Source organism: Pseudomonas sp. C11, assembly GCF_034683865.1.
In the GTDB taxonomy this organism is placed as follows: Bacteria; Pseudomonadota; Gammaproteobacteria; order Pseudomonadales; family Pseudomonadaceae; genus Aquipseudomonas.
Genome location: NZ_JAWIIP010000006.1, coordinates 21615 through 34868, shown reverse-complemented (window position 1 = coordinate 34868; position 13254 = coordinate 21615). Strand labels below are relative to the sequence as shown.

Annotated in this window: 17 protein-coding genes and 1 pseudogene; 7 read left to right on the top strand and 11 right to left on the bottom strand. The window is 57.6% G+C overall.

The features are described 5' to 3' along the window. Positions 1 to 60: 60 nt before the first annotated feature. A complete protein-coding gene (locus tag VC352_RS11260) occupies positions 61 to 837 on the top strand; it encodes a ferredoxin--NADP reductase (protein WP_322979649.1) in 777 nt (258 codons plus the stop codon). On the opposite strand, the gene VC352_RS11255 is transcribed toward VC352_RS11260, so the two are convergent. Both VC352_RS11255 and mscL read right to left on the bottom strand, forming a co-directional pair. Continuing rightward, a complete protein-coding gene (locus VC352_RS11255) occupies positions 838 to 1863 on the bottom strand; it encodes a hemolysin family protein (RefSeq protein ID WP_322979648.1) in 1026 nt (341 codons plus the stop codon). A 124-nt stretch (positions 1864 to 1987) separates the two neighbouring features. Next, positions 1988 to 2401: a large-conductance mechanosensitive channel protein MscL gene (gene mscL, locus VC352_RS11250; protein WP_322979647.1), complete on the bottom strand. Its 414-nt coding sequence runs from the start codon at positions 2399 to 2401 to the stop codon at positions 1988 to 1990. Between the two features lie 145 nt (positions 2402 to 2546). Between mscL and VC352_RS11245 the strand changes: the two genes are divergently transcribed. Beyond that, positions 2547 to 2789 (top strand): YdcH family protein, encoded by a 243-nt coding sequence (locus VC352_RS11245; RefSeq protein ID WP_322979646.1) that lies wholly within the window; start codon positions 2547 to 2549, stop codon positions 2787 to 2789. Between the two features lie 72 nt (positions 2790 to 2861). Next, a complete protein-coding gene (locus VC352_RS11240; RefSeq protein WP_322979645.1) occupies positions 2862 to 3140 on the top strand; it encodes a YdcH family protein in 279 nt (92 codons plus the stop codon). 15 nt (positions 3141 to 3155) lie between these two features. Here the strand turns inward: VC352_RS11240 and VC352_RS11235 are convergent, their stop codons facing one another. Continuing rightward, positions 3156 to 3650, bottom strand: a complete 495-nt coding sequence (locus VC352_RS11235; RefSeq protein ID WP_322979644.1) for a GNAT family N-acetyltransferase — start codon at positions 3648 to 3650, stop codon at positions 3156 to 3158. 89 nt (positions 3651 to 3739) lie between these two features. Between VC352_RS11235 and radA the strand changes: the two genes are divergently transcribed. After that, positions 3740 to 5098: a DNA repair protein RadA gene (gene radA / locus VC352_RS11230; RefSeq protein ID WP_322979643.1), complete on the top strand. Its 1359-nt coding sequence runs from the start codon at positions 3740 to 3742 to the stop codon at positions 5096 to 5098. A 184-nt stretch (positions 5099 to 5282) separates the two neighbouring features. Next, the gene (locus VC352_RS11225) at positions 5283 to 5429 is read left to right on the top strand and encodes a hypothetical protein (RefSeq protein ID WP_322979642.1); all 147 of its coding nucleotides are present in this window, start codon (positions 5283 to 5285) and stop codon (positions 5427 to 5429) included. Positions 5430 to 5659: 230 nt separating this feature from the next. Here the strand turns inward: VC352_RS11225 and VC352_RS11220 are convergent, their stop codons facing one another. The 3 genes from VC352_RS11220 to VC352_RS11210 are packed head-to-tail and all read right to left on the bottom strand — an operon-like array spanning position 5660 to position 7323. Next, positions 5660 to 6202, bottom strand: a complete 543-nt coding sequence (locus tag VC352_RS11220; protein ID WP_322979641.1) for a phage tail protein — start codon at positions 6200 to 6202, stop codon at positions 5660 to 5662. Between the two features lie 30 nt (positions 6203 to 6232). Next, positions 6233 to 6766: a phage tail protein gene (locus VC352_RS11215; protein ID WP_322979640.1), complete on the bottom strand. Its 534-nt coding sequence runs from the start codon at positions 6764 to 6766 to the stop codon at positions 6233 to 6235. 44 nt (positions 6767 to 6810) lie between these two features. Next, a complete protein-coding gene (locus VC352_RS11210; protein ID WP_322979639.1) occupies positions 6811 to 7323 on the bottom strand; it encodes a phage tail protein in 513 nt (170 codons plus the stop codon). Between the two features lie 657 nt (positions 7324 to 7980). Here VC352_RS11210 and VC352_RS11205 point away from each other — a divergent pair. Further along, a pseudogene (locus tag VC352_RS11205) lies at positions 7981 to 8220 on the top strand (transposase); the annotation flags it as partial. 106 nt (positions 8221 to 8326) lie between these two features. Here the strand turns inward: VC352_RS11205 and VC352_RS11200 are convergent. The 4 genes from VC352_RS11200 to VC352_RS11185 all read right to left on the bottom strand — a co-directional run bounded on the left by VC352_RS11200 (position 8327) and on the right by VC352_RS11185 (position 11094). Continuing rightward, complete coding sequence (locus tag VC352_RS11200) at positions 8327 to 9160, bottom strand: sulfotransferase domain-containing protein (RefSeq protein ID WP_322979638.1); 834 nt, start codon at positions 9158 to 9160, stop codon at positions 8327 to 8329. Further along, positions 9157 to 9780, bottom strand: coding sequence for a hypothetical protein (locus tag VC352_RS11195; protein WP_322979637.1), 624 nt, complete (start codon positions 9778 to 9780; stop codon positions 9157 to 9159). The genes VC352_RS11200 and VC352_RS11195 overlap by 4 nt, the downstream gene beginning before the upstream one ends. 338 nt (positions 9781 to 10118) lie before the next feature. Next, positions 10119 to 10394, bottom strand: coding sequence for a PqqD family protein (locus VC352_RS11190; protein ID WP_322979636.1), 276 nt, complete (start codon positions 10392 to 10394; stop codon positions 10119 to 10121). 334 nt (positions 10395 to 10728) lie between these two features. Continuing rightward, positions 10729 to 11094 (bottom strand): PilZ domain-containing protein, encoded by a 366-nt coding sequence (locus VC352_RS11185; protein WP_322979635.1) that lies wholly within the window; start codon positions 11092 to 11094, stop codon positions 10729 to 10731. 217 nt (positions 11095 to 11311) lie between these two features. On the opposite strand from VC352_RS11185, the gene VC352_RS11180 reads away from it, so the two are divergent. Next, positions 11312 to 11818: a DUF3015 domain-containing protein gene (locus VC352_RS11180; RefSeq protein WP_322979634.1), complete on the top strand. Its 507-nt coding sequence runs from the start codon at positions 11312 to 11314 to the stop codon at positions 11816 to 11818. Positions 11819 to 11880: 62 nt separating this feature from the next. On the opposite strand, the gene glyA is transcribed toward VC352_RS11180, so the two are convergent. Further along, positions 11881 to 13134 (bottom strand): serine hydroxymethyltransferase, encoded by a 1254-nt coding sequence (gene glyA, locus VC352_RS11175; RefSeq protein WP_322979633.1) that lies wholly within the window; start codon positions 13132 to 13134, stop codon positions 11881 to 11883. Positions 13135 to 13254: the final 120 nt, after the last annotated feature.

Here is a 13254-nt window from a genome sequence, read left to right as displayed (position 1 = left end):
CGGTGTTTGTCGGCGGTCGATTGCGCCAGACTGGGCAGGTATTCAATGAAGGAGGCGATTATGACCGTCAGCGACGACAACTTCACCCGTCAGGCCTTGCTCGACGTGCAGACGCTGACGCCCAGTTTGTTCACCCTGCGTACCACGCGGGACGTGGGGTTTCGCTTTCGTGCCGGGCAGTTCGTTCGCCTGGGCGTGGAAAAAGCCGATGGCAGCGTGGTCTGGCGCCCCTATTCGCTGGTGTCCGCGCCGCATGACGAGTTTCTCGAGTTCTTCTCCATCGTGGTGCCGGGCGGCGAATTTACCAGCGAGCTAAGCCGCCTGCGGGTTGGCGACAGCCTGCTGGTGGAAAAGCTGGCCACCGGCTTCCTGACCCTGGATCGCTTCGTCGATGGCCGCGACCTGTGGCTGCTGGGCAGTGGCACCGGCATCGCACCGTTTTTGTCGATCCTGCAGGACTTCGAGGTGTGGCAGCGCTTCGAGCGCATCGTGCTGGTGTACAGCGCGCGCACTAGCGCCGAGCTGGCCTATCAGCCGCTGATCAGAGGCCTGGCGGAGTTGGAGCACCTGGCCGAGTTCGTCCACAAGCTCTCCTACCTGCCGGTGATTACCCGCGAACAGGCGCCGGGATGCCTGGCTGCGCGGATCACCGACTTGCTCGACAGTGGCGAGCTGGAGCGTGCCGCCGGGCTGGAGCTGACGCCCGAGCAGTCGCGGGTGATGATCTGCGGCAATCCGCAGATGATCGACGACATTCGTCAGCGTCTGAAGGCGCGCGGCCTCAATCTGAGCCTGACCCGTAGGCCGGGCCAGGTGGCGGTGGAAAACTACTGGTGATCAGTCTTCGCGGATGGCCTTGATGCGATGCTCCCAGCGGCGCTTGGCGAAGCGGCGCATGTTGGGGATATCGTCGGTCTCGTCGAGGATCGGCTTGCCGATGATGGTTTCCATGATGTCTTCCAGGGTCACCAGGCCGCGCCAGCTACCGAACTCGTCGTAAACCAGGCACATGTGCTGACGTTCCTGCATCAGCAGGGTCATCAGGTTCTCCACGTTCATGCTTTCCGGCACGACCTTGAGCGGCTTCATGATCTGGGTGATCGGCTCGCCATCGTTCTCGGCGGCCAGGGCGTCGTAGCGGAACACCACGCCCAGCGGCGATTCATCCTCGCCAATCACCGGGTAACGGGAGAACTGGCTCTCGCGGGCACGGGCTTTGAAGGCTGCGATGGATTCATCCGGCGCAGCAGACTCACAGACGATGCGCGGCGTCATGATGTCGCGCAGGCGAATCTCGTGCAGGTCGAGGATGTTGCTGATCACCCGCTGTTCGTCTTCGTCAAGCTTGCCCACTTCACGACCAAGCAGGGTCAACGCCTTGATCTCCTGACGAATGTCGTGCTCAGGTTCCTTGCCGCCAAACAGGCGCATGATCAGGTCTGACATCACGATGAACGGTTTGAGCAGCAGGATCATCGCCCGCAGCAGGCCCGGCAGGAAAGGCGCCAGGGCGCGCCAGTAACGGGCACCGATGGTCTTCGGCAGAATCTCCGAGAGCACCAGAATCAACAGGGTCATGACCGCCGAGGCGATACCCAGGTAACCGTCACCGAAGACAATCGCCACCTGCGCGCCAACGCCCGTCGCACCAACGGTATGCGCCACGGTATTGAGGGTCAGGATAGCCGCCAGGGGCTGGTCGATCTTGTCTTTGAGCTCTTTCAGTCGCTCGTACAGCTGAGGTTTTTCGGCCTTCTGCTGTGCGATGTAACTGGGCGTGAGGGAGAGCAGGGCGGCTTCGAGGATGGAGCAGATGAACGAAACCAGGATGGAAAGGACAGCGAACGCTATCAGGAGTGTCATGTAGGGGGGTAGGTAGCCAAGGGCTGACCAATTTAACGAAAAACACGTCAGTACAGTTCAGCAAGCTGCAACAAATCGTGTCTCGCGCCGGCGGAGCCCCTGCAGGCTCCACTGGCCGTTACGCTTATTCCTTGCCTTGCTGCGCCTTGAGCAGGTCGCGAATTTCGCTGAGCAGTTGCTGATCCTTGGTCGGCGCGGGCGGTGCTGCAGGGGCGGCTTCTTCCTCACGCTTGAGCCTGTTCAAGCCCTTGATGCCCATGAAGATGGCGAAGGCGATGATGGTGAAGTCGACCACCGTCTGGATGAACTTGCCATAGGCCAGCACCACGGCCGGGCTATCGCCCTCGGCTGCCTTGAGCACGATGGCCAGGTCGGAGAAGTCGACACCGCCGATCAGAATGCCCAGCGGCGGCATCACCACATCGCCGACGAAGGACGAGACGATCTTGCCGAAGGCCGCGCCGATGATGATGCCCACGGCCATGTCGACCACGTTGCCTTTGACCGCGAAGGCCTTGAATTCGCTGAGAATGCTCATGCTTGCTCCCTAGGGTGATGGTGTTCCAAGAGTGTAGGTTGTGATTCAGCCCCAGTCGGCGGCCAAAGACAATCCCGACGCGCAGGCGGCAAGCCTCCGTGCATCGGCTAGGCTCAAGGAAGTCACCGAAATCGGAGGGTTGTCCATGCCGCTCGAACATCACCCGTTGTCCCGAGAATTTCCCCAGCAACTGGAGGCGCTGCGCAGCCTGTTGCAGCACGATGCTCACTTCGTACGCCTGGCCGCCGAGTACGAGGCGCTGGACAAGCGGGTCTACGAGATTGAGGACGGTCGTGCTGCTGCCGACGATCTGTTGCTGCAGGGGCTCAAGTTGCAGCGGGTGGCCCTCAAGGATGAGATTGCCGCGCTGTTGCAGCAGGTTCGCTGAGCTTGATCCGGATCAACGGTGGCAGGGACGCGTGCAGCTAGGCTGGCCTCATTCTCACTCAGGAGTCTTGCCATGCACGTCGAACACCATCCGCTGGTTCATGATTTTCCCGAACTTCGTCAGGAACTGCAGCGCCTGCGCCAGCAGGACGCGCAGTTTTCCCGTCAGGCCGATGAGTACGAGGCGCTGGACAAGCGCATCTGCCGCATCGAGGACGGCGTCGAACTGCTCGACGACGTGACGCTACAGGCGCTGAAACTGAGCCGTGTCGCGCTCAAGGATGATCTGGCCCGGCAACTCAAGCGTGCCGGCGGGCAATGCTGCGGCTGCGGCAATGGCTGCAAGGGCTGAGCCTGCAGCCTTGCTTCAATGTACGGGCGGGTTGATCAGGTAAGTGAGCAGTCCGTCCGCTTCATCTTCTGTCCAGACCGCCCGCGGCGGTCTCGGCCAGTCGCTCAGTAGCTGTTGCCAGAACGCGCGGGCCGTTTCGTCCTGGCGGTAGAAGCGCAGCAGCCAGGGTTGAGCATCGCCCATCACCTGTTGCGCCACCGCGCGGCCGATGCCCAGGCGACGGTATTTCTTCAAGACGAACAGATCGGCGAACTCCGGCGCATCGATGCCTGGCAGCTCGCTGTGCTCGATCAACAGGAAGCCGGCGATGAAGCCATCGGCGAGGATCAGCTGCGCGCTCCAGCCCGGCGCCTGCCAGTAGCGCTGCAGGTGCGGTTGGTGGATATAGAAGCGACCATCCGTCTCCACGTCCTCCTGCTCCCAGTCGGAGCTTTCATAGGCATAGAACTGGTAGAGATTGGCGATCAGCGGCAGTTGCTCGGCGGTCGTAGGCAGCAGTTCGATCTGCATGGCGTGTCCTGAATGGGGCATCGGTCTGTAAATTTATCCAGTTGTTCGGTATCGTGCCAGCCTTCGTTACAGCGGCAGGATCGAGCGCAATGGCCAAGGCAAAACGCATGTACGGCTGCACCGAGTGCGGTGCCACCTTTCCCAAATGGGCAGGGCAATGTGGCGAGTGCGGCGCCTGGAACACCTTGGTGGAAACCGTGGTCGAGGGCGCTACGCCCAGCGGTCGCACCGGTTGGGCGGGTGACAAGGCCAATATCAAGACGTTGGCCGAGGTCAGCGTCGAGGAGATTCCGCGCTTCTCCACCGCCTCCGGTGAGCTGGATCGGGTGCTCGGTGGCGGCCTGGTCGATGGCTCGGTGGTGCTGATCGGCGGTGACCCTGGGATCGGTAAATCGACCATCCTCCTGCAGACCCTGTGCAACGTCGCCCAGCGCTTCCCGGCGTTGTACGTCACCGGCGAGGAATCGCAGCAGCAGGTGGCCATGCGTGCGCGTCGCCTGGATCTGCCGCAGGACAAGCTCAAGGTGATGACCGAGACCTGCATCGAGTCGATCATCGCCACAGCCCGTCAGGAAAAGCCCAAGGTCATGGTGATCGACTCGATCCAGACCATTTTCACCGAGCAATTGCAGTCGGCCCCTGGCGGCGTTGCCCAGGTGCGCGAGAGTGCAGCGCTGCTGGTGCGTTTCGCCAAGCAGAGCGGCACGGCGATCTTCCTTGTCGGCCATGTCACCAAGGAGGGCGCATTGGCTGGCCCGCGCGTGCTCGAGCACATGGTCGACACCGTGCTGTATTTCGAGGGCGAGTCCGACGGCCGTCTGCGCCTGCTGCGGGCGGTGAAGAATCGCTTCGGTGCGGTCAACGAGCTGGGTGTATTCGGCATGACCGACAAGGGCCTCAAGGAAGTGTCCAACCCCTCGGCGATCTTCCTCAATCGCGCCCAGGAAGCGGTGCCCGGCAGTGTGGTGATGGCCACCTGGGAAGGCTCGCGGCCGATGCTGGTGGAGGTGCAGGCACTGGTCGACACCAGCCATCTGGGCAACCCGCGCCGCGTCACCCTGGGCCTGGATCAGAACCGCCTGGCCATGCTCCTGGCGGTGTTGCACCGCCACGGCGGGATCCCGACCTATGACCAGGACGTATTCCTCAACGTGGTTGGCGGCGTGAAGGTACTGGAAACAGCGTCCGACCTGGCGCTGATGGCGGCGGTGATCTCCAGCCTGCGCAACCGGCCACTGCAGCACGACTTGCTGGTGTTCGGTGAGATCGGCCTGTCTGGCGAAATCCGCCCGGTGCCAAGCGGTCAGGAGCGTCTGAAGGAGGCCGCCAAGCACGGCTTCAAGCGCGCCATAGTGCCCAAGGGCAATGCGCCGAAGGAGGCTCCGCCGGGGTTGCAGGTCATCCCGGTAACGCGCCTCGAGCAGGCGCTGGATGCGCTGTTCGAATAAAGAAAGTCGCGGCTAAAGCCCCCTCCCACCGAGACCCGGAGTCTGCCCTGGGAGGGGCTTCAGCTGCTATCCCGGCATGCGGCGTTCTGCCGCGACCCGGCCCGGGTGGAAATTGACCCGAATCAATAGATAGCAGGCTATCGGCGCGCAGCATGAAGGCGTATCCACACGAGGAGACACCATCATGTTCCTGTTCTTCGACTTCTTTTCCCGGGCCTTCAATTTCGACGCCAAGGCTGTCGATTCACACGATGCACAGCGTGAGGCGCAGCGCATCAAGGCCCGTCGTCAGCGGCGCCATGCCACCGAGGCTGCCTGCCGTATCCACTGAATGCGTTTTTTACCGCTCTGCGTATTTAATTCCCGATGTGGAAATGCGGAGGAAACGATGCTCTTGCGAGCCGGGGAGTGGTAGTCGCGTTTTATTGCAGCAGCGAAAAGTACGAGGTAAGCGGCGATCTGATCATGTGCTAATCAGATCGCCGTTCTCGCTGGTGGCGGTAATGGGTGAGTTCAGCAATAACGGCTTATTTAGAGCTTTGCCTATGTAACGGATTAGAATTATGGGTGTATCGGGTATTCTCCGTCGTAGCAAATGATGTAGTTCATCACGAGAAACGGTTGGCGGTTTTCATGTGCGGCATCTCCGCCTACAGGGGAGATTGCTAACACACTCATGGGGATCAGGGGGCCAGCTTGTGAGGTGAAACTCTGCTGGCCTATGCCTGGTACATGGCCGATATAGTTGTCGTTTGCAGGGGTTGGTACATAGGCAGACGGACCTGCAGATGATGCTCCGCCAAACAAGTTGTGGTTATGAGGTGGAATTGTAGTGTCGTCCAACGTCACGCTTTCGTAACCATATCTTTCGCCGAGTTCGAGATTGGACAGACCTATGCCCTGGCCGTAACCGGCAACGGCCCTGCCTTGTAAATCTGGCAGATTGAACTTGACGTTTAGAGTACCTCCGAATCGGTAGCCCAATATGCTAAAGAGTGCTGGGAACTGGTTTACTGGTAATGATTGGCCATTGCACAGAAACCAGCCCTCTGGTGCCCAGTTCCAAGGTATGATCCGGATTTCTCCGATAAATGCATCATCCATGTCATTCTCCATATTTATCTATAATTTGGATCATTGGAAGTTAGGGTATAGGCCGACTGTGCAAATGATATAGTTCATTGCGATCGTCGGCATGTAGTTGTTGTGTGGTTCGTTACCCCCAGGAGCTTCTTCCAAGGCTGCGTTGTCCATTTGTAATGGGGTAAAATCAGTAGCTGTCTTAGGCATATAGAAGCCTGGTTCAGATTTACCCAGCAGTGGCTCACCTTCTGGGCTTGTCTGTGTGGCAGCGACAGCGGTCGCATTGACTGCATGGTTATGAGTGGGGAGGTTGCTCGTGGTGATGGTGACGGTCTCTGCGCCCACTGTTTGGCCAAGGGTATAGTTGGTTGTGGTCTGAGGCCCTTTGCCTATATGCAAAGGTAGTCTGCCGCGGAGATCGGGTAACATGAAATTAGTTTTGCCGTCCCCGCCGTAAGCAGTGCCGATCAAGGAGTACAGTATCTCGTTGTCGGAAATATTGATTATTGCACCATTACAAAAAGCCCAGTCTTTTGGAGCATAATTTCCGGCAAATAGGCGAATCTGCCCCACATAAGCGTCCATGGTAAATACCTTTGTTTGATGGGTGTTGAAGATTTTGTATTGATTCAGCCGCGCGGCGGGTAGATGCCGATGGTTGCGATACAAAACTGCAGCGCAATGGATGGCTGTCGGTTTTCGTGTGGTGTAGAACTCCCTGATGCGCTCATGCTTCCGGTGTCAAGCGCTTTAATCGGGGAGGTGCCAGGGGCGTATATAGCTGTTTTTGCATTGCACAACATGTTGTCCTTGGGGGTATTACTGCTAGGGATAAGATTCGTCGCATACATCGTGTGGGTGTGGAGGGGGATATTGCTGGTCGTTAATGTGACGCTTTCCGATCCTGCCGCCAGCCCCATGGTATAAAACGGTGCGGCTGTTGTGCCTTGATTGACAGCCACTCTGCCGCGCAGATCCGGTAGGCCGAATGTTGTTTTGCCATCGCCGCCATAAACTGAACCTAGTAGGCTAAAAAGCGCGTTATATTGTTTGATGTTTAGTATTTGGCCATTGCACGGTAGCCAGCCCAGGGGAGCGCGGTCAAATGCAAAAAGAGTAATTTCACCTACGAAGGGTTCCATATTTTTTCCTTGTATACGGTGAGCCGCCAGGCAGATCATTCACAGCAGAACATCAGGGGCTGCAATTGAAATGACAGGCTGTATGGTCGAGGCCCACATGAACTGTTAATAATTTCCTTTTCATTAATGCATCCGCTTTTGCAGGTGCTCTTTTACTGTAGTACGGCGCCCAAATATTGCAAATGATGTGATTGTTTGCAGTTTTCCCAGTGATATGGTGCGCAAGGGGCCGTCTAGGGTGGGAGTGACTAATTGGACGTGGTCTATGGGATGTGCTAGAAATTGATCTTCGCTGGTCAGCGATCAACGTAATCGGAGGTGATGATGGAAATGGATAAGAATCAGGTGGATGTAAGCGTGAATAATATGTCTGCTCCTGCGTCTAAGCAGTGGGTGGCTCCGGTTGTCGAGGTGCATGAGGTTGAGGACCTGACAATGACTGGGCCCACGAACACCGTTGATGGCGCAGGTTCGAGCTGAGTGATTGTGTGAAGGGGATAAGGGGGGGCTGATTAAGCTGTAGAAGGTGTCCCTTTATCCTGTCTACATGGATTTTTCGTGATAAACCTGTATTCGGCCATTACGGAAGTAAGGAAACTCTGAATTTAACTTCCAGAATCTTATGGAATAAGCATTATTGCTACCCCGGATATGTCAATGAAACAGATGACCTTCGCAGACGCTGAATATGCCGGCAAACGTAGCAGACCCGCAGAGAATTGTTCCTGATCGAGATGGATCAGGTCGTGCCATGGAAGGGATTGGTGGCACTGATCGAGCCGCACTATCCCAGGGGTGAAAGGTGGTCGGCCGGCCTACCCGTTGATGGCGATGCTGCGTGTGCATCTGATGCAAAACTGGTTCGGCTGCAGCGATCCAGCAATGGAGTGGGCGCTAAAGGTTCCAGGGCCGCATTTACGATATTGCAGCGCCTGGCTGCATTGGACGTTTTGTCTAGCCGTATAAGGCCACAGATAGCGCTCATTGGTTGTCCTTGCAGAGCTCAGAGATACCCCAGGCGTCGCATGACTTGACCATGCTCTTGCTCGATTTGGGCGGCCTGATCAGGCGTTAGCGTATCTTTCCAGCCTCCTGCCTTGCCTGAACGGAAGAAACGCCTGTCTGGCGCCATCGTTTCTTTGAAACCATTCTGCGCCTCCTGCTTGCTCAGTTCGCTGAAGCGAGTGTTTTGGGCAGCTTGTTCGTAGACGTCCATTGTCCTGTTGAGCCCCGCGTGGCGTGCGATACGTGCGCCCTGTTGAACAGGGTCGGTAAGCAAGTCTTCATAACGCACCAAAAGAGGAGTGGGATCAGCCTGATCTAGCCAGCTTTCCACGTGTTGGCTCCATGTGAGAAGAGGCTGTCTTGTGTTGGGCGTAAACCTGATAGCCTCTTGACTTAAAGCTGAGTTGAAAGTGGTCATGCGTTTTATAGCGTTATCAATGGATATGCCTAGGTGATGGGCGAAGGAGACTGCCACATCGCGCGGATCACGCACTATATAGATGCTGGCTTGGGTCAGTTTCGGGGGGAAAAGTGGCTGTCCTTCAGCATTGCGTACCCAGGCATCATGAACTTTGTGCATGGTTACGCCCTTGACCATTCGGCTGTAGGCGACCATGGCCGCAGGTCGTGCTGACAGTGTCTCTTCCATGGTGAGATCTGCCGTAGCTATGCCGAGCAAGTCATCCAGTAAATAACGAGACGAGGGTTGCGTCACGATATCCAGCTTGTTGATGTCTATGGGGCGACCATCTTGTTTGACGCTGCTTAGAAAGGCCCTGACCCAGGTATTGCCGGATTTGGGATAAGACGCTAGCCAGATGAAGGTACTCATGATGCGACCACATGCTCGATAAGTTCGATAACGCTCTCCAGGTGTGAAAGGTCATCGGGGCGGTGTAGAACCATTACTTGAATCTTGCTGATCAATTGTCCCAGTTGTTGGAAGTAGATCTGTTCTGCGCCAAGTAGTCGAGACAAACGGTGTCGATAGATGTGCTGACGGAGTTGGGCGAGGGCGCTGATCTTTTCTAAGGGGATCAGTTCGGCAGAGGCAATATGGCTTCTGGGGGCCAGGATGATAATGGTCTGTAGCTGGGTGGGATGGTTGCTGAAGCTTGAGTCTACTGGGTAATGAAACTTTTGCAGGCCGGCTCTTACTTTACTGAGGTTGTCAGTCTGGACGGCTAGCGCATTGGCGGCATCCTGCCACAGTTTTATGGTCGGAAAACTGGGTTTTACTTCTGTTTTAAGTGGGTCTACAACGGTGATGTCATCGCACAGTAATTGATGGCCACGGTTGATTAGTGCCGTGGCAGTAGTTGATTTCCCTGCGCCAGACTGTCCTGCCAATATGACAGCGACATTACCTATCTTGATAGACGCTCCATGCAAGGGTAATGCTTTCCTTTGATGGCAGATGAGTCCCAGTGCCGGGCCAAGCAGGAAAGTCATGATCTCTCCTTGTGTGGTTGCATCTCCCGTCTCTATAGTGATCTGCCGTCCTGCCGATACCAGAATTGACAATGTGCCGCCTATGCGAATGAGAGCCTGATCATTGGCGTAGAGTGTTACAAATGGGCTGGAGAACAAGATCGGCTGGTCGATAGGTGGGATGGTGGCATGCGTGACATATATGTCTGGTGTGGATTTTGAAGTGCCGAGAACAGCAGCCAGAGAGAGGGGTCTATCTGAGTGTAAGTGCCATCCACACAATGAATAATCAAACATGGCGTATCTTACAGTCCTTTGTTAGGCTTGGTGTTTGTGTAAACAGTGACAGGGCGAGATCGCTAATTGATTTCTATCAGGTTGTTCACCGCCAGCATGTTGAGTAGCTTGCAGACATCCACTTGTATAGTTTTCAGGTCTGCGTCGTAGTCAGTGGCCAGGGTACTACATAAATCCGCGAGTAGTGGTTGGGCGTCGAGTCGATTCCAGATATCCGTACTGATATCATCAAATGCGAAGTATTTGCCAGAGTCGCTATCCAGGAGGATTATTCTGCCATCTATTTCTGATGTGAGTTGGTCTTGTCGCTTGCTGATTCGGGCGTTGAGAGAAAGCATGCTCGTATCCCTGTCCTTGTGAAGTATTTCTGAATCTAGCGTCGCTATTGCTTTTGAACATGTTGCATGGTTCGTGCGCCAGTATATGCCCCTCTTTTTAACATACAAGCAAACTGAGCCCAGGATCGCATGGATGCCCCGAACCGGGCGTGTGTCTCGACGTCTTGAGCGAAGGCTTGCTGGCGCGCGTTGGCTATATGCCGTTGCGCTCGAATGCGGGGTGGTAATGGTGGGCGAGCTACGCCGTCTGGTGTTCAGCGGTGATGGCTCGCCCGATGACGAAAACCGCCTGGACTTCATCGAGGTGGCGGGTTTGGCTAGACCAAGCGACGTGCTAGTTGCCTAGTGCAGCCAGCTCGCGCTCTAACAGCTCTTCGTCGCCGAGGTTGAGTTCGACGAGGCGGCGCAGGTGGCTGATTGAGTCGAGGTCAATGTGTTGGCAGACGAATCCCAGATAGCCTTCCTGAGCACGTGCGAGCACCGTCTCCATGCGCACCGTTGCTTCATCGCCCAACTGCACCAGCGCTTCGAATGGCTGTTCTGGATCCCCATCCCACTCCGCCGGAGTCTCGATCAGCAGGCCTTTCAGCGAAAGATCCTGCAGGGTGGCCGTCCAGCGCCGCTCGCCCTGGGCGATGACGGTGGGGGCGTCGAAGGCGATGCGCTGGAAGCGCCGACGCTCGTTGGCGGTATCGGTCATGGATCAAGCTCCTGAAGGGTTTCTCACACTATAGCCAACGGCACGGTGCTGCGTGGCCTCGGTCGCCTCACTTGGCATCCTGGCCCAGGCGCTATCGACATAGCGCTTGGCTGCCTGACTATTGGTCGGTTCGGTAGGCGGAAGTTTGACAGTTCGCCAAGTGTCGCCAAAGCTCCTTATGCTGTTTTTATTACTCGATATTGCGGAGTGACAGATTATGAGCAAGCGAATGCTGAGCAAGGGGCTGGTCTTCGGGGTGTTGAGCATGGCCAGTCTGGGGGCCTTTGCCGATGCAGCCGGTGGTAACGGTTGTGGTTGGGGCAACATGCTGTTCGAAGGGCAGCGTGGCATGGCGCCACACTTCCTGGCCACCACCACCAACGGTACCTCGGGTAACGCCACCTTCGGCATGACCTCCGGCACCAACGGTTGCGACACCAGCGGCGCGCTGGGTTACAACGGCCGCTCCATGCTGGCGATGAACGGCATGCTCGATTCCATCGCCGAGGACATGGCGCTCGGTCAGGGCGAGGCACTGGATGCCTACGCCACCCTGCTCGGGGTCGAGGCCAAGGATCGGGCGCACTTCGCCAAGGTCACCCACGACAACTTCGGCAGCATCTTCAGCAAAGCCGACGCCACCAGCGAACAAGTGCTGGCAGCCACTCTCGATGTGATGAGCCGCGATGCGCAGCTGGCGCGCTATGTGAAACAGCCGGCCTGAGGTAAATCCCGGGCAAAAAGAAGCCCGCCAATTCGGCGGGCTTCTTCATTTCAAGCGGCGTATCAGTTGCCGTAGACCGGGAACTGGGCGCACAGGGCCTTGACCTGCTCGCGTACGCGACCTTCGACTTCGTCGTTGCCGATGTTGGCCAGCACTTCGCAGATCCAGCCCGCCAGTTGACGGCACTCGCCTTCCTTGAAGCCGCGCGTGGTCACGGCCGGGGTGCCGATACGCAGACCGGAAGTGACGAACGGCGAACGCGGATCGTTCGGTACGCTGTTCTTGTTCACGGTGATGAAGGCGCGGCCCAGGGCGGCGTCGGCGTCCTTACCGGTGATGTCCTGCTTGATCAGCGAGAGTAGGAACAGGTGGTTCTCGGTGCCACCGGAAACCACGTCGTAGCCGTTTTCGATGAACACCTGAGCCATGGTCTGGGCGTTCTTGATCACTTGCGCCTGGTAGGCCTTGAACTCGGGCTGCAGGGCTTCCTTGAAGCACACGGCCTTGGCGGCGATGACGTGCTCCAGCGGGCCACCTTGGCCACCCGGGAATACGGCGGAGTTGAACTTCTTCTCCAGCTCTTCGTTCTTGCGCGCCAGGATCAGGCCGCCGCGCGGGCCGCGCAGGGTCTTGTGCGTGGTGGTGGTGACGACGTCGGCGAACGGTACCGGGTTCGGGTACAGACCGGCAGCGACCAGGCCAGCGACGTGGGCCATGTCGACGAACAGGTAGGCACCGACCTTGTCGGCGATGGCGCGGAAACGCGGGAAATCCAGCACCTGCGAGTAGGCGCTGAAGCCGGCGATGATCATCTTCGGCTTGTGCTCGACGGCCAGGCGCTCGACTTCGTCGTAGTCGATCAGGCCCTGGTCGTTGATGCCGTACTGCACGGCGTTGTAGATCTTGCCGGAGAAGCTGACGCTGGCGCCGTGGGTCAGGTGGCCGCCGTGGGCCAGGCTCATGCCCAGTACGGTATCGCCAGCGTTGAGCAGGGCCATGTAAACGGCGCTGTTGGCCTGGCTGCCGGAGTGCGGCTGGACGTTGGCGTAGTCGGCGCCGAACAGTTCCTTGGCGCGGTCGATGGCGAGCTGCTCGACCACGTCGACGTACTCGCAACCACCGTAGTAGCGCTTGCCCGGGTAGCCTTCGGCGTACTTGTTGGTCAGCACGCTGCCCTGGGCTTCCATCACCGCCGGGCTGGTGTAGTTTTCCGAGGCGATCAGCTCGATGTGCTCTTCCTGGCGCAGAGCTTCCTGCTCCATCGCGGTAAAGAGTTCGGCGTCATAACGAGCGAGGGTCAAATCACGGCTGAACATGGCGTTCCCCTGAAATCAGCTGGGCGGATGAAAAGAGCGGCGGATTCTACCGCAAAGGTCGCATTCAGGCATATGAAGGTCGGTCATGGCGCAGACGAACGTCCTTCATTACGGAGGGCT

Bases quoted from the DNA above. Each gene is read 5' to 3' on its own strand.
- VC352_RS11225 (WP_322979642.1), top strand. From the start codon at position 5,283: ATGTTCCTGTTCTTCGACTTCTTTTCCCGGGCCTTCAATTTCGACGCC.
- VC352_RS11190 (WP_322979636.1), bottom strand. From the start codon at position 10,394: ATGCTTTCTCTCAACGCCCGAATCAGCAAGCGACAAGACCAACTCACA.
- VC352_RS11195 (WP_322979637.1), bottom strand. From the start codon at position 9,780: ATGACTTTCCTGCTTGGCCCGGCACTGGGACTCATCTGCCATCAAAGG.
- VC352_RS11245 (WP_322979646.1), top strand. From the start codon at position 2,547: ATGCCGCTCGAACATCACCCGTTGTCCCGAGAATTTCCCCAGCAACTG.
- VC352_RS11200 (WP_322979638.1), bottom strand. From the start codon at position 9,160: ATGAGTACCTTCATCTGGCTAGCGTCTTATCCCAAATCCGGCAATACC.
- radA (WP_322979643.1), top strand. From the start codon at position 3,740: ATGGCCAAGGCAAAACGCATGTACGGCTGCACCGAGTGCGGTGCCACC.
- VC352_RS11215 (WP_322979640.1), bottom strand. From the start codon at position 6,766: ATGGACGCTTATGTGGGGCAGATTCGCCTATTTGCCGGAAATTATGCT.
- VC352_RS11220 (WP_322979641.1), bottom strand. From the start codon at position 6,202: ATGGATGATGCATTTATCGGAGAAATCCGGATCATACCTTGGAACTGG.
- VC352_RS11255 (WP_322979648.1), bottom strand. From the start codon at position 1,863: ATGACACTCCTGATAGCGTTCGCTGTCCTTTCCATCCTGGTTTCGTTC.
- mscL (WP_322979647.1), bottom strand. From the start codon at position 2,401: ATGAGCATTCTCAGCGAATTCAAGGCCTTCGCGGTCAAAGGCAACGTG.
- VC352_RS11235 (WP_322979644.1), bottom strand. From the start codon at position 3,650: ATGCAGATCGAACTGCTGCCTACGACCGCCGAGCAACTGCCGCTGATC.
- VC352_RS11210 (WP_322979639.1), bottom strand. From the start codon at position 7,323: ATGGAACCCTTCGTAGGTGAAATTACTCTTTTTGCATTTGACCGCGCT.
- VC352_RS11240 (WP_322979645.1), top strand. From the start codon at position 2,862: ATGCACGTCGAACACCATCCGCTGGTTCATGATTTTCCCGAACTTCGT.
- VC352_RS11180 (WP_322979634.1), top strand. From the start codon at position 11,312: ATGAGCAAGCGAATGCTGAGCAAGGGGCTGGTCTTCGGGGTGTTGAGC.
- VC352_RS11185 (WP_322979635.1), bottom strand. From the start codon at position 11,094: ATGACCGATACCGCCAACGAGCGTCGGCGCTTCCAGCGCATCGCCTTC.
- glyA (WP_322979633.1), bottom strand. From the start codon at position 13,134: ATGTTCAGCCGTGATTTGACCCTCGCTCGTTATGACGCCGAACTCTTT.
- VC352_RS11260 (WP_322979649.1), top strand. From the start codon at position 61: ATGACCGTCAGCGACGACAACTTCACCCGTCAGGCCTTGCTCGACGTG.